At 48.3% G+C, this 20,367-nt stretch carries 17 protein-coding genes; 3 read left to right on the plus strand and 14 right to left on the minus strand.

What is annotated here, in order from left to right:
- Positions 1–11 precede the first annotated feature (11 nt).
- Both V7R82_RS06730 and V7R82_RS06735 read right to left on the minus strand, forming a co-directional pair.
- Positions 12–1,184, minus strand: coding sequence for a hydroxymethylglutaryl-CoA synthase (locus tag V7R82_RS06730; protein WP_338542072.1), 1,173 nt, complete (start codon positions 1,182–1,184; stop codon positions 12–14).
- Between the two features lie 90 nt (positions 1,185–1,274).
- A complete protein-coding gene (locus tag V7R82_RS06735; RefSeq protein WP_338542073.1) occupies positions 1,275–2,552 on the minus strand; it encodes a hydroxymethylglutaryl-CoA reductase, degradative in 1,278 nt (425 codons plus the stop codon).
- A gap of 141 nt (positions 2,553–2,693) precedes the next feature.
- Here V7R82_RS06735 and V7R82_RS06740 point away from each other — a divergent pair, with 141 nt between their 5' ends.
- Complete coding sequence (locus tag V7R82_RS06740) at positions 2,694–3,368, plus strand: YggS family pyridoxal phosphate-dependent enzyme (RefSeq protein ID WP_422388393.1); 675 nt, start codon at positions 2,694–2,696, stop codon at positions 3,366–3,368.
- 69 nt (positions 3,369–3,437) lie between these two features.
- On the opposite strand, the gene V7R82_RS06745 is transcribed toward V7R82_RS06740, so the two are convergent.
- The 10 genes from V7R82_RS06745 to V7R82_RS06790 form a co-directional block, all read right to left on the minus strand.
- Complete coding sequence (locus V7R82_RS06745) at positions 3,438–3,902, minus strand: hypothetical protein (RefSeq protein WP_338542077.1); 465 nt, start codon at positions 3,900–3,902, stop codon at positions 3,438–3,440.
- Positions 3,903–4,015: 113 nt separating this feature from the next.
- A complete protein-coding gene (locus tag V7R82_RS06750) occupies positions 4,016–4,522 on the minus strand; it encodes a hypothetical protein (protein WP_338542078.1) in 507 nt (168 codons plus the stop codon).
- 332 nt (positions 4,523–4,854) lie between these two features.
- The gene (glmS, locus tag V7R82_RS06755; RefSeq protein ID WP_291429375.1) at positions 4,855–6,660 is read right to left on the minus strand and encodes a glutamine--fructose-6-phosphate transaminase (isomerizing); all 1,806 of its coding nucleotides are present in this window, start codon (positions 6,658–6,660) and stop codon (positions 4,855–4,857) included.
- A 657-nt stretch (positions 6,661–7,317) separates the two neighbouring features.
- On the minus strand, positions 7,318–7,869 hold the full coding sequence (locus V7R82_RS06760) for a nucleoside tri-diphosphate phosphatase (RefSeq protein ID WP_023391066.1): 552 nt from the start codon (positions 7,867–7,869) through the stop codon (positions 7,318–7,320).
- Between the two features lie 129 nt (positions 7,870–7,998).
- On the minus strand, positions 7,999–9,717 hold the full coding sequence (locus tag V7R82_RS06765) for an ABC transporter ATP-binding protein (RefSeq protein WP_338542082.1): 1,719 nt from the start codon (positions 9,715–9,717) through the stop codon (positions 7,999–8,001).
- Complete coding sequence (locus V7R82_RS06770; RefSeq protein ID WP_338542083.1) at positions 9,714–11,405, minus strand: ABC transporter ATP-binding protein; 1,692 nt, start codon at positions 11,403–11,405, stop codon at positions 9,714–9,716. The genes V7R82_RS06765 and V7R82_RS06770 overlap by 4 nt, the downstream gene beginning before the upstream one ends.
- Positions 11,402–12,565: an A/G-specific adenine glycosylase gene (gene mutY / locus V7R82_RS06775; RefSeq protein ID WP_338542084.1), complete on the minus strand. Its 1,164-nt coding sequence runs from the start codon at positions 12,563–12,565 to the stop codon at positions 11,402–11,404. Before mutY ends, V7R82_RS06770 begins: the two co-directional genes overlap by 4 nt.
- 96 nt (positions 12,566–12,661) lie before the next feature.
- Positions 12,662–13,204 carry a biotin transporter BioY gene (locus V7R82_RS06780; protein ID WP_023391070.1) on the minus strand — a complete coding sequence of 181 codons (543 nt, stop codon included), beginning with the start codon at positions 13,202–13,204 and terminating at the stop codon, positions 12,662–12,664.
- Positions 13,205–13,387: 183 nt separating this feature from the next.
- Complete coding sequence (locus V7R82_RS06785) at positions 13,388–14,827, minus strand: hypothetical protein (RefSeq protein WP_338542086.1); 1,440 nt, start codon at positions 14,825–14,827, stop codon at positions 13,388–13,390.
- A gap of 7 nt (positions 14,828–14,834) precedes the next feature.
- Complete coding sequence (locus tag V7R82_RS06790; RefSeq protein ID WP_338542088.1) at positions 14,835–16,040, minus strand: AI-2E family transporter; 1,206 nt, start codon at positions 16,038–16,040, stop codon at positions 14,835–14,837.
- A 119-nt stretch (positions 16,041–16,159) separates the two neighbouring features.
- On the opposite strand from V7R82_RS06790, the gene V7R82_RS06795 reads away from it, so the two are divergent.
- Positions 16,160–17,185 (plus strand): lactonase family protein, encoded by a 1,026-nt coding sequence (locus V7R82_RS06795; protein ID WP_338542090.1) that lies wholly within the window; start codon positions 16,160–16,162, stop codon positions 17,183–17,185.
- A 49-nt stretch (positions 17,186–17,234) separates the two neighbouring features.
- Here the strand turns inward: V7R82_RS06795 and V7R82_RS06800 are convergent, their stop codons facing one another.
- Positions 17,235–18,077, minus strand: a complete 843-nt coding sequence (locus V7R82_RS06800) for an undecaprenyl-diphosphate phosphatase (protein ID WP_338542092.1) — start codon at positions 18,075–18,077, stop codon at positions 17,235–17,237.
- Between the two features lie 131 nt (positions 18,078–18,208).
- Here V7R82_RS06800 and V7R82_RS06805 point away from each other — a divergent pair, with 131 nt between their 5' ends.
- On the plus strand, positions 18,209–18,715 hold the full coding sequence (locus V7R82_RS06805) for a PTS sugar transporter subunit IIA (protein WP_291431221.1): 507 nt from the start codon (positions 18,209–18,211) through the stop codon (positions 18,713–18,715).
- Between the two features lie 97 nt (positions 18,716–18,812).
- On the opposite strand, the gene serS is transcribed toward V7R82_RS06805, so the two are convergent.
- The gene (gene serS / locus V7R82_RS06810; protein ID WP_291431219.1) at positions 18,813–20,096 is read right to left on the minus strand and encodes a serine--tRNA ligase; all 1,284 of its coding nucleotides are present in this window, start codon (positions 20,094–20,096) and stop codon (positions 18,813–18,815) included.
- Between the last annotated feature and the right edge of the window lie 271 nt (positions 20,097–20,367).

Genomic DNA, 20,367 nt, shown 5'->3' on the forward strand with positions numbered 1-20,367 from the left:
GTCCCAGTTTTTTAGTATTGGCGATAGTAACGGCGGTGGCCGTCGATTTTATCTAAGACAAAGCCTGCTTCCTGGCTTTGGCGAGCTACTTGATAGTCCGCTTCTTGTGGCAAGCGCTGAGAAAAAATCCGCTCGTAGTCTTGGACTGCTAGGGCTTGTCGGCGCTCCAGGTGGGCCTTCAAAGCTTCCAGATCCAAGGCCTGTCTAAAGTCTTCTTGTAGTGTCCCAGAGAAGAGTTCGGCGACCGCGCCTGAACCATAGGAGAAGAGTCCCAGGCTGTCCCCTGCTGCTAAATCCTCTACTTGCGTCAAATAGGACAGGAGGCTGAGATAGAGGGAGCCGGTGTAAATATTGCCCACCTGACGCCCCAAACGCGTAGCCGGTTCATAGGCTGCCTGCCAACGCTCAATTAGACTGGCATCCAAGCTTCCTTTTTGAGCCAAGGCATCCAAGGCCTTCTTGCCCATCTTGGTAAATGGCAAGTGGAAGACCACATTGCGCCAGTTTTCAGGCGACAAACCTGCTTGTTTGGCCGATGCCATGACCTGACAGAAGCAATCTTGGTAGAGTTCAGTCGAGAATTTGCCATCTACTAGTGCCACGTCAGAATAAGATGGGCGCCAGAAATCGAATTGATTATCAGTATAAGAAATAGACTGGCTATCCAAGGCCAAAATCCGCGGATTAGCAGAGATAAGGAGGGCTACTGCCCCAGCTCCTTGCGTAGGCTCACCTGGCGTGCCGAGACCGTAGCGGGCGATGTCGGTTGCCACTACCAGGATCTTACGGTCTGGTCGTAGGCGAACGTAGTCACAGGCCGACTGGAGGCCTGCTGTCGCCCCGTAGCAGGCTTGCTTGATTTCATAGGCCTTACAATAGGGTTGTAAATCCAATAATTCGTGTAAGTAGCTAGCTACTGACTTGGAATAGTCAAAAGCCGATTCAGTCCCGACAATAACTTGGTCAATAGCTAAACGGTCATGCTCATCTAAGATGCTAGCTGCCGCATTGGCCGCCATCGCGACCACATCTTGGTCTAGGGGTGGCACGGCCATCTTGTCTTGGCCAATACCAATCGTGTATTTACTTGGCTCAACGCCGCGGGCTTGAGCTAATTCAGTCATTTCAATATAGTATTGGGGCACATAGAGCCCGATTTTGTCTATACCGACAGTTACGGTCATCTTTTATCACCTATATTCCTAATTTGTCACGCTTATTGTACCACGAAAAGCGCGCCTTTAACTTAAAGGCGCGCTAACTTAATAAATTTTTTAACTTCCCTCTTGGCTGCGTAACTGGGCCAAGACTTGCTCAGCTAAAGTACGATTCATAGCAGGGGCCTGACGCAAGGCCTTAACTAGGGCAGGCACTTCCTCTAGGCTGGCACCGACTTGAAGGGCCAAGGACCGGGCTTGCAAGGCCATATGGCCCTTTTGAATGCCGTCAGTCACTAGGGCTCTCAAGGCAGCAAAGTTCTGGGCTAGGCCGACTGCTGCAATGATTTGGGCCAGTTCACGAGCATTGGGCTTGCCTAAGATAGCTAGGGCCAATTGGGCAGTTGGATGGACTGCTAGAGTCCCGCCAACGGTCGCAAGGGACAAGGGCAGGGTTAATTCCCCTTCTAGTCTGGCTTGGTCAGCGGAAAGGGTCCATTGACTGAGCCCCCGATATTGACCATCCCGGGCCGCATGGGCGTGGACACCAGCTTCCACCGCTCGCCAGTCATTACCGGTGGCAAGCAAGACCGCATCTACCCCATTCATAATACCCTTATTATGGGTCACCGCCCGACGTGGATCCAACTGGGCCACGCGACTGGCCTGACTCAAGCGTTTGGCCAGGGTCAAGGCTTGCTCTGGATTGGCGTGAAGCTGGGAAACAGACAGACTCACTTGAGCTTTAACTAGGAGCTTATCGCCATGGTTGGAAAGAATCCGCAGGAGGGCTTGGCCACCTAGGCTGGCTGCCACTTCAGGCGCTAGGGCCTCTAGGACCGTATTCATGACATTGGCGCCCATGGCGTCACAGGGATCCAGGCTCAAATAGACACAGAGAAAATCGCCCTGGTCGTCCCCGTAGCTATCAGCCCATAAATCGCAAGGCCCGCCACCACGAGCCACCATGCTAGGACAGGCTGCCCTTGCTAGGTCTAGCCAGTGGTCTTTTTGCACCGAAACTTGCTCAAGCCCGCTAGCCAGGTCTTCAATATCGGTCAGCACAATCTGACCGATTAGTTGGCGACTCAAAACCTGAGACTGGATATTACCTAGGCGTTTGCCCCCGTTGCTAGCGGCAGCCACCACACTAGGCTCTTCAATGGCCATGGGCACCACATAGTCCCGACCATTAATTTTGAAGGTTGGAGCCAGACCAAAAGGCAGACTATAATTGCCCACATAGTTCTCAATCAACTGGTTAGCCACTGACTCTGGCAAGGCCAGGGCTGTTTCTAGGGCTTGGCCGTGCCCTTCCTCTTCCAAATAAGTCGCCAAAATGGCCCGGCGCTGGCTGATTTCTTTTTGATAGAAGCCTCCAAAATCTGCTGGCATCTTAGATCCTCCTCAAGACGTATTCTACCTTCTTAGTATAGCATGTCCCGCGCCACTTGGGAACGCGGGACTTTTGCAAAAAGTTAGCTAGCGTGCTATACTACAGCCATTAAGTAGGAGGAATATTCCATGACTCAGAAGTTGATCCAGGATCGCTATCAGGCGGTCTTAGACCGTATCCAAAAACATAGCCCAGAAGGCAAGCAGCCACAGTTAGTTGCCGTCAGCAAAACCGTGGGCGCCGACCAAATTCAAGCCCTCTATGATTTAGGCCAAGGGCATTTTGGCGAGAATCGCTATCCTGCCCTCTTAGAAAAGCAGGCCACCCTAGCCCAAACTGCTCCAGACATTGTTTGGCACTTCATCGGCCGGGTCCAAACCCGCCAAGTAAAGGAGTTTATCAATCAAATTGACTATCTCCATGCCCTAGACCGCTTTGACTTAGCCAAGGAAATTCAAAAGCGGGCCGACCACCCCATCAAGTGCTTCCTCCAGGTCAATGTATCGGGCGAAGAGAGCAAGACAGGCTATGAGCCCGAGCAGGTCTTTGCGGCCATCGAGCAACTTGCCCCTTACGATAAGATTGAAATCGTGGGCCTGATGACCATGGCGCCAGCCGATGCCCTAGAAGGCGAGCTCCACTTCTTCTTCAAGACGCTCAAACATCTCCAACTCCTAGTCCAAGAAGCCGGCTATCCTCACGCTCCTTGCACTGAGCTCAGCATGGGCATGAGCCAAGACTATACCATAGCCACCGAGGAAGGGGCTAGCTTCCTACGTGTAGGCAGTGCCCTCTTCGCGCCTCAAGGCTATTAAGTTATGCTATCAAGAAAAGACCCCTGAAGCCAGGATTCCGAATGGCTTCAGGGGCTTATTTTATTGTGTTTAACGTTGCCGGGCTGCCTTAAGGTCAGACAGTTTCACCACTAGGCGGCCATCTTGGGTATAGCAGAAGTTGCGTACCTTGCTGGCATCAGCCATCACTTCAATGAGACGGTCGCGGTAAGGCTCAGCCAACTCGTCGAAGAGGAACTCGTCATCGGACAGTTGCAGTTGTTGACGTTGGACCTCAATTTGTCCTTGGGTCCAGAGTTGATAGCTACGACTTGGCAAATTGCCTTGGAGTTTGCGTTTTTCAATCCGGTAGACATAACGGTCATCATCATAGGTGATTTCCAAGGCCCCGGTATTAGTCCGCGTCTCCTTGACGTCCCGATGGTGTTCCTTGTGGATGCGCCACCAGGTGTAAATAGCATTGAGGGCTTCTTCCTCTGTCGGGTAGGAACCATGCTCCTTGCGGGCATCTGTATAGCGGTCTACCCAATAGTTCGTGTACACAACTTTTTCCATATAAGAACCTCCTTGTTAAGCGTTTCCATAATCTTATTATAGCATAGCCTTATGAAATAGCAATGAAAAAGCCGACTACTTTGGCAAGTGATTGCTAGTAGTCGGCTATGGTCTTATGGCTTGGCTTCTTGAATAGAAAATTGGTTACCCTGTAAATCCAGGGCCTTGCCGGTCTGAATTTGAGCCACTAAACGCGTGACCGTGGTCTTACCATATAGGACCTTAATAGAAGATGGCTCTTCTACTATTTCCACATTCTTAAACTCAAAGTAACGCGGTGTGATGTCTTGGTCATGGTCACTATGCTCGACATAGTCCAGCCTTTCCTGGCTGGCCTCCTGCTTCTTACTTGGATCAGCCAAGGAAACCCTTTGGGGATTCTGGGTCAGCTGGTAAAAATCATCTAGCACTTGGTCGGTCTGACTGTCGCGGTTAAAGCGATAGGTCTCTGGCAGATAGAGTCGTACCGTCGTGTCCTTGATTTCAATGGCTACTAGACTGCTGTCGGACCTATCATTGCGGAAGACCACTTGGCGCGGACTGGATGCCGCCGAAGTCCAAGTGACCAAGCTAAGTAAAATAGCTAGAAAAGGAATGAGAAATTGTTTGAGAGCTTTCATCTCGGACACCTCCACATTCTGTGTATCAGTCTCTCCTTAAGATTGACTGACATTGGCTAAAAGGACGATTAGGCACCAACATAGAGTCTTTAACAGGCAAGGCCTCCTACTAGACGAGTCATATCAAGTTCTATCACTGGCTTACTTTCACGCTCTCTTCTTTCAAATATTCGGCTATTTCTTGGTCTAGGGCTAGGCTACTTATACCTGCCTTCAACTTCATGTAAGTGCTTGCATATAGTATACGCCTCCCTACCCTGTCTGTCAATAGGCCACTCATTTTACCCATCATTAGAAAAAGGTTGGGACGACAATCCCAACCTTTTAATCTTTTATTCAACTGTCACAGACTTAGCCAAGTTACGTGGTTTGTCCACGTCTAGGCCACGGCCTAGGGCAGTATAGTAAGCAATCAATTGAGTCACGACCACCATGGCTAGTGGGCTCAATAATTTGGTTACATTTGGTACCACGAAGAAGTCGTCTTCCTTGGCTACTTCTTGGCTTGCAATCACAACGGCTTGGGCGCCACGCGCCTTAACTTCTTCCACGTTACCGCGGGTATGAGCGGCTACGCTTGGATCACTGATTAAGGCCAAGACAGGCGTCCCTTCCTCAATCAAGGCAATGGTCCCGTGCTTCAATTCACCCGCTGCAAAGGCTTCGGTCTGAATATAGGTAATTTCCTTGAGCTTGAGGGCAGCTTCCATGGACACATAGTAGTCCAAGAGACGGCCGATATAGAAGGCATTGCGTGGTTCCATCAAGTTGGCGTTACACCATGCTTCAAGCTGGTCTTTCTCTGCCAAGATAGATTCCATGGCGCTAGCCACTAGGCTCAGCTCGTGGGCCATGTCGAAGTCTGTTTCCTTACCTAAGTGGCGGGCTAGGCAGTCTGCCAAGATGGCCATGACCGCGATTTGAGCAGTATAAGCCTTGGTAGAGGCTACTGCGATTTCTGGCCCTGCGTGTAGCAAGAGGGTATGGCTTGCTTCACGAGATAAGGTCGAACCCTTAACGTTGGTAATGGTCAAGGATGGGTAACCCAACTCATTGACACGAACCAAGGCCTGACGGCTGTCTGCCGTTTCCCCAGACTGGGTCAAGAAGATAAAGAGCGGTTTGCTGCTAAAGATTGGCAGGTCATAGGCAAATTCGCTGGCCAAGAGGACATCGACTGGTTTGCCAGCCATTTTCTCAATCAAGTTCTTGCCGACCCAACCTGCATGGTAGCTGGTTCCGCAGGCTACCACATAGAGGCGGTCCGCTTCTGTTAAGGCAGCCAAAAGGTCTTCAGATACATGGAAGTGGTCCTTGTCGCCTTGGTATTCTTGGATAAGACGACGCATAACGGTTGGTTGCTCGTCGATTTCTTTAATCATGTAGTAAGGGTAAGCGCCCTTCTCTAAATCTGCCGCGTCTAGTTCCGCTTTGAAGGCAGCACGCTCTACCACTTGACCTGAGTAGGTTTCGATGGTTACAGCAGATGGGGTCAAGGTCACGAATTCCTTGTCCTTGATTTCTAGGTAGTCAGCAGTTAAATGAATGGTTGCCATGGCATCTGACGCAATCAGGTTGTAGCCTTGGCCTAAACCTACTAAGAGCGGTGATTTATTCTTGGCTGCATAGAGGGTATCTGGGGTCTCGCTGTCGATTAAACCGAAGGCGTAAGAACCGTGAATCAAGCTCAGGGCCTTCTTGAAGGCTTCCTTACCTGACAAGCCATCTTTTAAGGCAAAGTGCTCGATCAATTGAACTACGACTTCTGTGTCCGTATCAGACTTGAAGTCGACGTCTTGCAGATAGTTAGCCTTAAGGTCAGCAAAGTTCTCAATCACACCATTGTGCACTAAGGCAAAACGGCCGCTAGCGGATAAATGTGGGTGGGCATTGTATTGGGTAGCTGGCCCGTGGGTAGCCCAACGGGTGTGGCCAATCCCAACAGTGGCAGGTAAATCGAAATCTACAATTTCCTTGAGTTGAGCAATGCGCCCTACTTCCTTGAAGAAACCAACAGTCTCATTGTTGCGCACAAAGATACCTGCTGAATCATAACCACGATACTCTAATTTTTCTAGGCCGGTAATTAAGGTTTCTTGAACCTTGCCTGCGCCGATCATTCCTACTACTCCACACATGGGGGTAACAACTCCTTTATTATCATAAATTAAGTTGCTTTTAGGTGCTTAGACAGAGCCTCTGTCCTGGGATTTGCATCCCCAGTTTTATGCTCTCTCTTGTGGACTGCACGGCCCCGGGTCATCCGCCGAAAATTCGATAAACCCGCTCCTCGTCCCCTTCTCATGTGAAGGGCTGGCGCTATCCATTAATCTACAACTATCCTCCTTGACTTTGAATTTTCTAAAAGCTCCTTATACTTTACTATAAAGTATTTGTAATGTCAAAAATTCTCAACTCCTGATTAGGCCGGGCTTGAGCGCACTTAAATGCTGAAACTGGCAAAATTTATAGGCAAATATACATTTGTTATATAAGGGCATTTTCATAAATGGCCCGAGCAAAATCCCTTTAAATCAGCCTTCTCAGCTAAAAACACGAACGTTCTTGTGAAATTGACCCGACTATGTGAAATCCAGCCAAATTCCCCCGTAAAAAAGTCGCGCTCAAACCCTATTTATAGGTGTAACCTATAAATAGGCAAGGCTAGTAAGTTCATAGGCTAGCACAAGCAAAGGCCCGCCCCCAAATCTGAAAGATTTGGGGCTCAATACCTAAGAAAAGAAGAGGCTGGGAAACTCCCAGCCTCTTCTTTAATCAATTGGCATCACGATTAATCAGTTATGCTTAGATTTACGTCGATGAGTCAGTTGACAATACCGCTCATACCATATATCCACGAATTCTGGCGCAAAAGGACCTTTCTTCTCTTCGATCCAGCGGACCAGTTCTTGGATATTATATTTGAGGATACGATCGATTTCTTCCGGATAGCGGTATCGCTTGCTGTGGAGCTCGTACTCGTCCAAGTCCAGCAGCCGCTTTTCCCCATCAGGAAATACCTTAATATCTAAATCATAGTCGATATACTTGAGCGCCTCATTATCAATCAGATAAGGAGAAGCCAAGTTACAGTAATAAGTAACGCCGCGTTTGCGAATCATGGCTACAATATTAAACCAGAAGTGCTGGTGATAATAGAGCAAGGCTGCTTCCCGGGTTACCCAGCGACGACCGTCCGATTCCGTTACTAAAGTATGATCGTTACACCCAATGATGGATTGATCGCTGGTCTTCAATACCATGGTATCGCGCCAGGTCCGATGCAAAGACCCATCATGCTTATAACTTTTAATCGTGATGAACTCGCCTTCCTTGGGTTGTTTCATCACTGAACCTACTTTCCGTTCCAAATTGAACCGGTACTTCGACCGTTAACCAATACTCCGATATTATAGCACAATTTCACCTATTATGCTAAGGCTTTATGCGGACTTAGCAAATTTTTCTGAAAAGTCTTAGACTTCTTCTTGCATTTGGTAGTAAAGTTGGCGCTTGGCCATGAGTTGTTCATGAGTCCCTTGCTCTACAATGGCCCCATGATTCATGACAATAATTAGGTCCGCGCTGCGAATGGTAGCCAAGCGGTGGGCAATAACAAAGCTAGTCCGGCCTGCCATAAGCTGGTTGAAGGCCTCTTGGACCTTGAGCTCGGTATAAGCATCGATGGACGAGGTCGCCTCATCCAGCAATAAAACCTTAGGTGGCTTAATGAAAATTCGAGCCAAGGCCAGCAATTGGGCCTGACCTTGCGACAGTCCCCCACCCTGTCCTGACAGGATAGTGTCATAGCCCTGAGGCAGGAGTTCAATAAAGTGATGAGCCTTGGCCGCCTTAGCCGCAGCGACTACTTCCTGGCGACTGGCCTCTGGTCGGCCAAAAGCAATATTGTCATGGACCGTCCCAGTAAAGAGCCAGGTTTCCTGGGGCACCAAGCCAAGTTGATCGCGCCAAGATTGTCGTCGATAGGTGGCAATAGCTTGGCCATCTAGCTCAATGGCCCCAGAGCTTGGCTCATAATAGCGCATGAGCAGGTTAATCATGGTAGATTTACCGGCACCAGTTGGCCCCACTACGGCTACCATACTGCCAGGCGGCACATGCAGATTGAAGTCTTGGATCAGGGGTTGGGATGGGTCATAGGAGAAGGCCATGTCGACAAAGTCAACAGCGCCTTGAACCTGGTCTCCTGCTAGATCAAGTCTTGCACTTTCAACCAAGCTTGGTAAATCCAGAATTTGGTAGAGACGTTCGGCACAGGCAATGGCCCCCTGAAGTTCCGATAAGACGGAGGAGATATCATTGAAGGGTTTGGTGTACTGGGTGGCATAGGCCAGAAAAGTCACCAATTCCCCTACCGTAAACTGGCCGCCCACTACCCGACTAGCCCCCACTCCAATTAAGAGGGCATAAATCAAGGCATTGACGAAACGGGTCATAGGATTAACCGTTGAAGAATAGAAGGTCGCCCCCAAGCTTGCCTGGCTATAGACCTGGTTCAAGGTTTGAAACTCGTCAGCTAGGAACTCCTGGGCATCTAGTTCCTGCAGCAAGGTCATTTGGCGAATGGTCTCTTCTACCCGCTGAGCCTGGTCACTCCGGGTCTGAGCTTGGTCCCGATAGCGGTGATAGCTTTGTTTGGCGATAAAACGGGCAATGAAGAGGGAGACTGGGGTCAGAATGACTACCAAGCCAAAGAGGACCAAGTCCATGCCCGCCATGAGATAGAGGGTCACGCCAATAGTGAAGAGGCCACTCATGAGTTGGGTGAAGAGCATCATAAGGCCATCCGTTAATTGCTCCAAGTCGTTGGTCAGACGGCTGACCAAGTCTCCCAGCCCAAAGCCATCAAGGGCAGGCACCGGACTAACTTGGAGCTGGGCCATGACCTTTTGTCTTAGCTCGGCCATATGGCCATAGACCAGTTGATTGTAGAGCCAAGGATTAAGCCACTGGAAGGCAATGGTTAGGGCAATAAGCACTAACATTTGGACCAGCAAATCTTGCAGGACTTGCGCTTGCCCTGTCCCAATCCAGTCAATGGCCCGACCAATCAGGACGGGTAGATAGAGGACGAGACCGGCCTGGATTAAGGTAGACAGCAAGGCTAGGCTCATGAGCCATGGTCGACTAGCCAAGCCTTTAAGTAGGCGTTTCATGACTTGACCTTGCGTCATTGGCGGTCACCTCCCTGGCTTTGGGTCTGGACTAGGGTCCGGTAATAAGGATTGGATTGGGCCAAGTCTTGGGCTGGGCCATAACCCGTGGTCTGGCCATCTTCTAAGACCAAGATTTGGTCAGCAAAACGCAAGGCATTCAAACGCTGCGAAACCATGATGACCATGAGGTCAGGTCGCGCCGCCTTTAGGCCAGATAGGAGGCGACTTTCGGTGGCATAGTCCAGGGCTGAAGTCGCATCATCTAGAATCAGGCCTTTTTTGGCCTTAAGCAAGGCTCGGGCCACAGTCAGTCTTTGCCGTTGGCCACCCGAGAAATTACGACCAAAGGCTGTGACTTGGGCATCCAGCCCACCCTTTTCGGCAACAAAGTCGTCTGCTTGAGCCAGGGCTAAGGCCTGCCATAAGTCCTGGTCACTAGCCTTGTCTTGGGCCAAGAGTAGATTAGAGCGAATGGTCCCTTTGAAGAGTTGGGCTTGTTGAGGCACCCAGGCTAAATTTTCAGCATCTGGCCCCACTAGGCTACCCTGGTCAGCCGGTAAGATGCCCAGTAGGAGTTTGATTAGACTAGTCTTACCTGCCCCGGTTACCCCGGTCAGGCCCAGCCATTGACCTTCTTGAAGTTGCAAGCTAACCTGCTTAATGGTCGGCATGGGACTACTTGGATAGGTGTAGGACAGATACTGCGCCTGCCAGGTCGAAGCGGAAGTGCCTCGCGTCACTTGGCTACTTGTTTTCTGGCCTGGGTCCTCTTCTGGCATAGCCAGGACTGCTTGAATTCTCTGAGCACTAATCCAGGCCTTGTTGAGGTTACCTAGGACAATGGTTGTTTTAATCAACTCACCCAAAATCAAGGTCAAATAGTTGACCAGAGCCACCAGCGCCCCTTTGGCTAGCAATCCTTGACCCAGGGCCCAATCCCCTTGCCAGAGGACTAAGACCGTGGTGACATTAACGACTAGGTAAGTCAGCGGATTAGTTAGAGCTGCCAGAAAGCCGGTCTTTAATTGATGGCCAAGCAAGTTTTGATTAACCTGGTTATAGGTAGACAGATAGCCATCTACCTGGTTAAAACTCCGGATGACTCGATAACCCGCCATGCCTTCTTGCGTGACTTGGACTACTCGGTCAGTAGCTTGGCGAATCTTGGCATGTCCAGGCGCTGTTAGCCCCATTAAGACTGCCAAAATAAGATATAGAACCAGAATCATGACTAGGAGATAGCTGGCCAACTGGGCATTGAGCTGCCAGGCCATATAGGTCGCCCCGAAGACAATAAAAGGTGACCGCAAGAAGAGACGGAAGAAGATATTAAGCCCCGTCTGCACTTGATAGCTGTCATTGGTCACTCGCGTAATCAAACTGGATTCCCCTATAGTCTGACGTTGCGACTCTGATAGACGACTAATCTTTTGATAGAGGGCCTGGGTCAATTGCCGGGTATAGCCAATGGCCGCCTTGGCTGAAAAATACTGGGCCGTAATGGCCATGAGGACACCCGCCAGGGCCAAGCCCAACAGCAAGACAATGGATCCCCAAATAGCACCGTCACCCGTCAAGATGCGGTCAATAATTTGGGCCACTACCAAGGGTACCGCTAATTCAAGTAGGGCTTCCGCCAACTTAAGCAAGGGCCCCAAAAGGGCCACCCCACGGTAGCCCTTAAAAAAAGACCATAAGGATTTCATCGGACGGCCTCTCTTTCATGAACTAGGACCTGCATGAGTTTTTCCTGCAAGGTAGACAGAGGTAGCTGGCCAACAGCCTCTGGCGCCACCCAGCACCAGCCTTCTTGGAGGGGACTAGTCGTATCCAGCCGCAAACCTACCAACTGTACCTGCCAAATGCGGTGGCTGAAGACATGCTTGACTTGGCCCAGGCCTGGACTCATTACTTGGCTACTTAGGGGACTATCACCCTCTACTAGAGCTTCTTCCCTTAGCCAATCTAAGAGTGGCTCAGTCAATTCGGCCGCCGTCACTTCTTCATAGACCATGCTTTGTTCCAACATTGGGAAGTGCCAAAGGCCCGTCAGGAGTTCAGCCTCCCCATGTCGGCGCAAGAGCCAATTGCCTTGGCTATCAAGAACAAAATAAGCGGTCAAATCATGCCGGGTTTGTTTGACCTTTTTGCTCTTGACCGGATATTGGTCAGAATCCCCAACTTGATAGGAAGCATCATAAGCAGCCAAGGGATGATTGTCTGGCCGGGGATTGCTTGGTGTCATGACACAGGCACCCAAATCCATCATGGCCTGATTAAAATCTCCCGGCCGATCTGGGTCAATCAAAATATCTAGAATTTCCATAAAGACCTTACGGCTTTTAGGCAGGGCAATATCGTCTTTGAGCCGGAAGAGACGAGCTACAATCCGGAAGAGGTTGCCGTCCAGGGCCGGCGCCACCCGACCAAAGGCCATGGAGGCGATAGCAGCTGCCGTATAGGGCCCAATCCCTTTGAGACTTAAGAGGCTGTCAACTTGGTCAGGCATCTGACCGCCAAAGTCAGTCATAACTTGTTGAGCCGCTGCCTGCATATTGCGGACTCGGCTATAGTAGCCCAGCCCCTGCCAGAGATTGAGCAGGGTCTCTTCTGGTGCTTGAGCCAAGTCGGCCACTGTGGGCAAGGCCGTCATAAATCGTTGATAATAGGGAATAACAGTAGCCACCTGGGTTTGTTGCAACATAATCTCGCTGACCCAGATGGCATAGGGATCCTGACTCTTACGCCAGGGCAAATCACGCTTATTTTTATCGTACCAGGCTAGGAGGTCTTTACGAAAGGCCTGGACGCGGGCCTGGTCCCATGCTACCATAGCTTGAGGCCAGCTACTTCTAGAATTAGTCATATATAGTGCTTCCTTCCTACTCACATTCTCATTTATTATAACCAAAAAAAGCCCGGGAACCAAGTTCAATCACTTGTTTCCCGGGCAGGAAGATGCTTAGTTAAAATGACGTGTTACCACCTGCAGACGGTCTGCTAAGAAACCTGATACAACTGCTTTGAGGATGTCACCTGGTACAAAGATCAAGGCAGTCGTCACTGCTTTAGTTAAATCCATATGCGCGAATTGCACGAAGCCCCAAATCCCCATGACCGTTACAATTGGAACGGTGATGATGAGAGTTCGCAAAGCATAAGAGACAAAGCTTGGCTTTTTGCCCTTGAAGATAGAGAGCAAGGTATAGGCAATTGGGAAGGAGAAGAGGTAACCCCCTGCTGGCCCTACAAAAGAGGCAAATCCACCGCGACCACCAGCAAATACCGGTAAGCCTACAGCCCCTAGCAATAGGTAGAGTAAGATAATCGCTAAGGCTTGTTTAGGTTTATAGACCAAACCAATCAAGCAGAGTGCAAAAGTCTGCATGGTAATAGGTGCTGGGAAACCCCACAAGGGGAAGGACAAATAGGAGCAGACGATTAAGACTGCCAAGCCTAAGGCCATGCGGGTTAAGACACGAACATCTTTAAAATCATTGAACATTAGAAAAACTCCTTTATTTGGGGCTAGGGCCCCTAGAATAATAGCTATGTTATGAGTATAGGCAATTCGCTCCTTAATGTCAACCTATCGACAGGATAAGGTTGACGCAAAAACAAAAAAAGAACAGGCCACCCATCCTAACCATAAGAAAAAGGCTGAGACCTAGATCCCAGCCCTTCCCTACTATGGGTTTTGACTATTGCTTGTGCTATTAGAAGGTTGAAGCTTCAGGTCTTCGCTAAGCGTCTGAATCAGCTTAGGCACCAAATTGAAGGTAACACTATAAGTGGTCACTTCAGGCGCTGGGTTGGCAGTTTGGCCTTGCACTTGAGCTCCTTGAGTTTCTGGATCAGCTTGACCTTCTTGCCCCTCTTGGCTTGAGCTTGCAGAATCCACTACTGGTTTCTTTTCAGGAACGGAAATGGTTAGGCTATAATCATGACCTTGCCAGAGTTCTTGGTAGCGACTCTTGTCCAAGGCGAAAGTCTTGATAACATGATAGGTTTGACCAGGCGCCAATTCCTTACCATAAACCTGGTTGGTTAAGACATAGTCACTATTAATCGGATCCCCATTAATGGTTAAGACTGTATTGCCATCAACTGGCAAGAGCGTCTTCTGGGACTTGTTGGTCACATCATATTCGACGGAAACAATCACCGCCCCATATTTAAAGTTACGGAAGGATTCTTCGTTGTAGCTATTTGGTTGGAAATCACTGACTTCCAAACGCGTAATCGTCACATCGATACCTTCATCACTTTCCTTAAGCTTAGGCTTATCGTCAGCCAAGACTCTCTTAGTCCCCCAGTATTCTGTGGTTAGACGGTCTGGTACATGAGTGGCAGATTCTTTGAGTGATTTAGCCGCTTCATCCTTGGCTGGCAGATAAAGTAACTGCTCGTCACCTAAACTATTAACACTAATCCCGGTAATATCAGATTCGCTACGCTTAGGAGAAACTACCTTGATATAGAAGTAGCCATCTTCCTGAACACGTTTGACTGAACTAGCGCTTAAACCAAAGACTAGGTAGCCAGACACTGTTTGACCGGCATCAATGGTCCCCTTATTGTCAGATAAGGTTTGAGCTAGGTTGCCATCCTCTGCAGGGTAGAGTTGATAACTTGGCGATACTTCTAAACTGGCCTCGTTATAAGATAACTTAAGCTCCTCAATCGGATAATGCACGGTTTCTTTGGTCTTGTTGGTGATAGAGACGTGCATGACCACTAATCCCCCACCACCTTCTTCAAAGTTGAACTCATTCTCTAATTCTTTGGCAAAACTATTAACTGTGTAGAGTCGCAGCATATCCACTGTCACGGCAAAGTTCTGTTGGTCTGCCTTAAAATCATCATCTGTTTGGTAGAAGGCTTGGGGATTAATTTTTACCTGACTATTTTGCTTGAGCAATTCTTCTAATTGATTGTAGGCCTCACGACTAACCGAGGTATCCGCCTCTTGGAAGGAAGAGCTAGACTCGGCTGGGTCTACCATCTTGACCTGGCCACTGGAAGATGACTCAGTCTGAGCACTGACTAAGAGTGCTCCTTGGCTCAAGCCGGTCGCTAGGGCTAGACCCAATAGGGTCAAACGTTTGAATACTTGTTTTACTGACATCCTATCACTACTTTCTTTCATTGCTAGCAAGTTCTTGGCTAGTTTGGTCTGTTGGAGCTTGGATAGCTTCTTTGGGACCATATGCCCCAGAACGCTCACGATATAATTCATAAAACTCACCCACGATTACTTTAATAACGGCGTAACCTGGCACCCCTAGGATGACCCCGACTAAACCGAAGGCCTTACCAGCTGATAAGAGCACAATCAGAATGGTTACCGGATGAATCTTGAGGTTATTCCCCAGAACTTGTGGGGCAATAAAACGCCCTTCGATGGTTTGCTCGACCATCATGACAATGGCCACCTTCAGGACCATAACAGGACTGGTAATCAAGGCAATGATAAAGGCCGGAATCACTGCGATGAAGGATCCTAGGAAGGGAATAATATTGAGGAAACCAGACACGACCCCAAGGGCAATAGCATAGTCTAGCCCGACAATACTGTAACCAATAGAGAACATAATGGCAACGCAGATTGCCACAATGATTTGGCCCCGAATATATTGGGCCACTTGATAGTGCCCTTGATACATCATACGAGATGCCATGGCACGGTGCTTAGTCGGCACGAATTTCAGAATATAATCGCCCAAACGCTGACCATCTGCCAAGAGATAATAGAGAATAATCGGCACGGTCAAGAGCCCCATAATGACGGAGGTCACTGCCCCAACCACGGACCCTAGACTACCGAAGGTCGAAGAAGCAAAACGACTTAGTTGCTCTGCCATACTGCGGAAATCGAAACCATCTAGGAAGGACTGCAGACGTTGGGTGACTTCCTTATTCTCAGTCAGAAAAGGTGACTGATACAACATATGGTAGATTTCATCATAGTACTTAGGCAGACTACGAGCAAAGCTCAGAATCTGAGTCTGTAGGGTCGGAATAAGGGAGGCAATTCCCCAAGCTGACAATAGAATTAAGCCAATAAAAATAGCCCAAATGGCCCACTGGCGATTCATTCCCCGCGCTTCTAGCTTATCCACTAGAGGATAGAGCAAATAATAGAGAACCCCTGAGGTAATAATTGGGAAAGCTGCCACATCAATGACCACCCCAATTGGCGCGAAAACGTGTGTAATTCTAGTAAAGACCCAAATAATTAATAAAACCAAGAGCAAAATCAGAAGACTGACTACCATCTGGCTATTTAGGAATTGACGGGTAAACCAAGACGACTGGCGTTTTGGTGTGTGTTCTTGCATAGAACTCCCTCCTTGAAATTTCTGTCATCTTATTCTACCATAAGGATAGGTGCCTTGTCTTAGATTTATACACGGCCAAGGCTATAAAACTCAAATCATTTGCGAAAGGACCTGATTTTATGACGGAAACCTATATCCTAGGTGGCTACACTAAGGGGCGCAACCAAGGAATTTCAAGCCTTGACTTTGACCCTGTTACTGGCCATTTAAGCGAGCCACAGCTGATTGCTAAACTCAATCAACCTACTTTTCTAGCCTATGCCAAGGAAAGTGGCACCCTTTTCGCCCTTCACCGCGGTCAGGAAGAAAGTGGCTTGGTAGCCTTTAGACACCAGGGTAAGGACTGGCAGGAAGTCAGCCGCCTACTCAATACCAAAATCCCTGGCTGCCATCTAGCCGTCCATGAAGCCAGTCAGACCGTCTATGTCGCTAATTACCATGAAGGCTCCATTGATAGTTACCATTATGACCAGGCTGTCTTAAGTCCTTTCGAACGCCACGAACATGTGGGATCTAGCGTTCACCCTAATCAAGCCAGTGCCCATATCCATTTTGTGGGCTTAAATCCTGAGGGCGACCTGCTCTATGTCTGCGATTTGGGCAGTGACAAAATTTATGTCTATGACGTAACCCCTAGCTCTGGAGCTCTCAGTTTGGTTCAGACCTTTACTTGTCCACCGGGAACTGGTCCTCGTCACCTAGTCTTTCATCCGAGTCAAAATCTAGTATATGTCATTGGCGAGCTGGCTAATAGCCTTCTAACCCTAGCCCTTGATTCAAGAGGTCAACTTAGCTTGGTCCATGAGCAAGCCCTGCTAGATCCTGAATTTTTAGAATCTGCCGCTAGTGCTGCCATTCGCATCAGCCAGGACGGTCGTTTTCTCTATACTTCCAGCCGCTTCCATGATGTCATCTGCGTCTTTTCCCTGGCCGACCCTCAGCAGCCTCTTAAGATTCAAGAAATTGCCAGTGGTGGACAGATTCCACGGGACTTCGTCCTAAGCCAAGACCAGACTTACCTCCTTGTGCCCCACCAAGACAGTGACCATATCGCTGTCTTCAGTCGAGATGCTGACAGTGGCCTTGTCACCTTCATCGAGGCAGAGACCCAGGAGCCTGAATGTGTCTGTATCTATCCTATCTAACTTTGATAATAAAAAATGTCTGGAACCCTTAATAGGTCCCAGACATTTTTTATTTGCCTTTAAACACTCCTAGCAAGTAAAGTACTGCTACTAAGATCCCTAAGGCTACACGGTAGTAACCGAAAACCTTGAAGTCGTGTTTCTTGATATAACCCAAAAGGAAGTTGATGACTAAGAGTGATACCCCGAAGGCAATCAACATCCCTAAGATTAGATAAGTCGCTTCAGCCGCTGTATAGTGGAAGCCAAACTTCACTAACTTGAGGAAACTTGCCCCAAACATGACTGGGATACTCATGAAGAAGGAGAATTCAGTCGCTACATAGCGTTTGGTTCCCATTAAGAGCGCCCCGATAATAGTAGCCCCAGAACGAGAAGTCCCTGGCACCAAGGCCAAGCACTGCCATAGCCCCATGAGGGCAGCATCTTTATAGCTAATGGCTTCTAAACTATTGATACGGCTTGCTTTAGCTTTACGCTTGCCTGATTCCACCCAGATAAAGGCTAAACCGTAGACGGTAAAAGTAATAGCATAGACCCATGGCTTGTCGAAGTATTGGTCCATTAAGTCATCTAAGAGGAAACCCAGAACAAAGGCTGGCATAGTCGCCACAATCACCTTAGACCATAAAAGCCAGGTATTTTTCTTTTCTCCTGCTGACTTGCTTGGCGACAGCGGATTAAGTTTGTGGAAGAAGACCACCATTACTGCTAAGATAGCCCCCAGCTGAATGACCACAAAGAACATATCCGTAAAGGCCTTTTCCAGTTGTAGTGGCATAAAAGCATCCACTAAACGCATATGGCCAGTCGAAGAAATCGGTAGCCATTCGGTAATCCCCTCAACAATCCCAAGGATGATTACCTTCACTAATTCTATAATTCCATTCATATTTTAAGTCCTTTCTCTATAAGCTATCACCCATTATACACCATCTTGGCATTAAATGCATTGAACTTCTCGCAAAGAATGTGGTATGATAAGGACAAGAAATAAATTTCAAACACAAAGGAGATAGGATCATGTTTGGATTTTTCAAAAAGAAAAAAGAAGAAGCGGCTCCCGTTTCAAAAGAAGTAACACTCTACGCTGTCGCTGATGGTCAATTGATCAACATCGAAGAAGTAAACGACATCGTCTTCGCGCAAAAAATGATGGGTGATGGCTTCGCAATCGTCCCTTCTAATGGTGAAATTTCTGCGCCTGTTGCAGGTGAAGTGGTCAATGTCTTCCCTACTAAACATGCAGTTGGCTTCAAGTCTGGTGCCTTAGAAGTATTGCTCCACATGGGGATTGATACTGTAGCACTTAACGGTGGTCCGTTCGACACCAAGGTTTCTGACGCTCAACAGGTTGATGCTAACACCTTAGTATCAAGCGTTGACTTAGACCAATTAGCAGCTGAAGGCAAAGATAATGCCATGATCGTGATTTTCACTAACGGTAATGATTTAGTAGAAAGCTTCGAACTCACTGCTTCAGGTCAAGTAAGCCGTGGCCAAGAAATTGGTAAATTAATCTTAAAATAAGCGCAAGCTATTAGGAGCTAGGGATAATCTCTAGCTCTTTTTTGATTTGTTGATCATCAGAAAAGAGGCTAAAACTTTTGTTTTAGCCTCTTACTATTTATTTTTTAGCTGGAATTTCGGTAATACCGTTCATGTAAGGTACCAAGGCTTCAGGAATCTTAACAGAGCCGTCCGCTTGTTGGTAGTTTTCTAGGATGGCCACGAAGGTCCGCCCTACCGCCAAACCTGAGCCATTCAAGGTGTGAACATATTCCACCTTGTCATCAGCATTGCGGAAGCGAATCTTAGCACGACGAGCTTGGAAGTCGCCACAGTTTGAGCAAGAAGAAATTTCACGGTAAGTATCTTGGCCTGGAATCCAGACTTCTAAGTCATAGGTCTTAGTTGCTGAGAAGCCCATGTCACCAGTACATAAAGTAATAACACGGTATGGCAGTCCTAAGGCTTGTAAAATACCTTCAGCATTTTGGGTCATACTCTCTAATTCTTCGAAAGAATGGTCTGGGTGAGCATATTTAACCATTTCTACCTTGTTAAATTGGTGCAAACGAATAAGACCACGTGTATCACGCCCCGCACTCCCCGCTTCAGAACGGAAAGAAGGACTCAAGGCAGTGAATTTAATTGGCAAGTTCTCAAGTGGTAAGATTTCGTTAGCATAATAGTTGGTCAATGGGACTTCAGCTGTTGGAATCAGGGTCAAACCGCGTTCGTCATTCACCCGGAAGGTGTCTTCCACGAATTTAGGATATTGACCTGTCCCGAACATAGATTGGTCATTCACCATGTATGGCGGGATAATTTCTTGGTAGCCATTGTGTTGGGTATGAGTATCCAACATAAAGTTATAGATGGCCCGCTCCAAACGCGCCCCCAAGCCCTTGTAGAAGACAAAGCGACTACCAGACACCTTGGCACCACGTTCAAAGTCGATAATATCTAATTTTTCAGCGATTTCCCAGTGATTAAGTGGCGTAAAGTCGAACTTGCGCGGCGTGCCCCAACGACGTACTTCCACGTTATCCTCTTCATCGGCTCCCACTGGTACCCCTTCAGCTGGAAGGTTAGGCAAACGATGCTCGATGGCCTCTAAATCTGCTTCGATTTGAGCCAAACGCTCGTCGTCACGCTTAATACGGTCACCGATTTCTTTCATTTCAGCAATCTTATCATCTGCATTTTCCTTGTTGCGTTTGAGTTGGGCGATTTCTCCAGACACTTGGTTACGGTATTGTTTAGCCCCTTCAACGTCGATCAAAAGTTCACGGCGCTCGCTATCTAGGCGGCGATAATTCTCTAATACCTCTCGGTCTACACCACGAGTGGCTAATTTCTCTACCACCCATTCAAATTGTTCACGCAATAATTTACGATCTAACATTTCATTTCCTCCTTTTGGCCAAATAACAAAAAGAGCCTTCGTCTTATTGGGACGAAAGGCTCTTCTTGGTTTCGCGGTACCACCCGATTTCAGGACATTATTCCTGCACTTAAGGCCTGTAACGGGGGCAACCGGCACTACTTGAGTCATAGGCTGCAGGGTTCTGGTGGATTCCAGGGCTAGTCCGTGATGATTCACACCAGCCATCATCTCTCTGAAGACGTCCTATCCTGTACTAGTCAAAACCGTCGCATCATTTATCTGCTTCTAT

It is taken from the genome of Abiotrophia defectiva ATCC 49176, assembly GCF_037041345.1.
Taxonomy (GTDB): Bacteria; Bacillota; Bacilli; order Lactobacillales; family Aerococcaceae; genus Abiotrophia.

Excerpts from the sequence above, each read along its gene's own strand:
- V7R82_RS06730 (WP_338542072.1), bottom strand. The coding sequence starts at position 1,184 with ATGACCGTAACTGTCGGTATAGACAAAATCGGGCTCTATGTGCCCCAA.
- V7R82_RS06735 (WP_338542073.1), bottom strand. The coding sequence starts at position 2,552 with ATGCCAGCAGATTTTGGAGGCTTCTATCAAAAAGAAATCAGCCAGCGC.
- V7R82_RS06745 (WP_338542077.1), bottom strand. The coding sequence starts at position 3,902 with ATGGAAAAAGTTGTGTACACGAACTATTGGGTAGACCGCTATACAGAT.
- V7R82_RS06750 (WP_338542078.1), bottom strand. The coding sequence starts at position 4,522 with ATGAAAGCTCTCAAACAATTTCTCATTCCTTTTCTAGCTATTTTACTT.
- glmS (WP_291429375.1), bottom strand. The coding sequence starts at position 6,660 with ATGTGTGGAGTAGTAGGAATGATCGGCGCAGGCAAGGTTCAAGAAACC.
- V7R82_RS06760 (WP_023391066.1), bottom strand. The coding sequence starts at position 7,869 with ATGAAACAACCCAAGGAAGGCGAGTTCATCACGATTAAAAGTTATAAG.
- V7R82_RS06765 (WP_338542082.1), bottom strand. The coding sequence starts at position 9,717 with ATGACGCAAGGTCAAGTCATGAAACGCCTACTTAAAGGCTTGGCTAGT.
- V7R82_RS06770 (WP_338542083.1), bottom strand. The coding sequence starts at position 11,405 with ATGAAATCCTTATGGTCTTTTTTTAAGGGCTACCGTGGGGTGGCCCTT.
- mutY (WP_338542084.1), bottom strand. The coding sequence starts at position 12,565 with ATGACTAATTCTAGAAGTAGCTGGCCTCAAGCTATGGTAGCATGGGAC.
- V7R82_RS06780 (WP_023391070.1), bottom strand. The coding sequence starts at position 13,204 with ATGTTCAATGATTTTAAAGATGTTCGTGTCTTAACCCGCATGGCCTTA.
- V7R82_RS06785 (WP_338542086.1), bottom strand. The coding sequence starts at position 14,827 with ATGTCAGTAAAACAAGTATTCAAACGTTTGACCCTATTGGGTCTAGCC.
- V7R82_RS06790 (WP_338542088.1), bottom strand. The coding sequence starts at position 16,040 with ATGCAAGAACACACACCAAAACGCCAGTCGTCTTGGTTTACCCGTCAA.
- V7R82_RS06795 (WP_338542090.1), top strand. The coding sequence starts at position 16,160 with ATGACGGAAACCTATATCCTAGGTGGCTACACTAAGGGGCGCAACCAA.
- V7R82_RS06800 (WP_338542092.1), bottom strand. The coding sequence starts at position 18,077 with ATGAATGGAATTATAGAATTAGTGAAGGTAATCATCCTTGGGATTGTT.
- V7R82_RS06805 (WP_291431221.1), top strand. The coding sequence starts at position 18,209 with ATGTTTGGATTTTTCAAAAAGAAAAAAGAAGAAGCGGCTCCCGTTTCA.
- serS (WP_291431219.1), bottom strand. The coding sequence starts at position 20,096 with ATGTTAGATCGTAAATTATTGCGTGAACAATTTGAATGGGTGGTAGAG.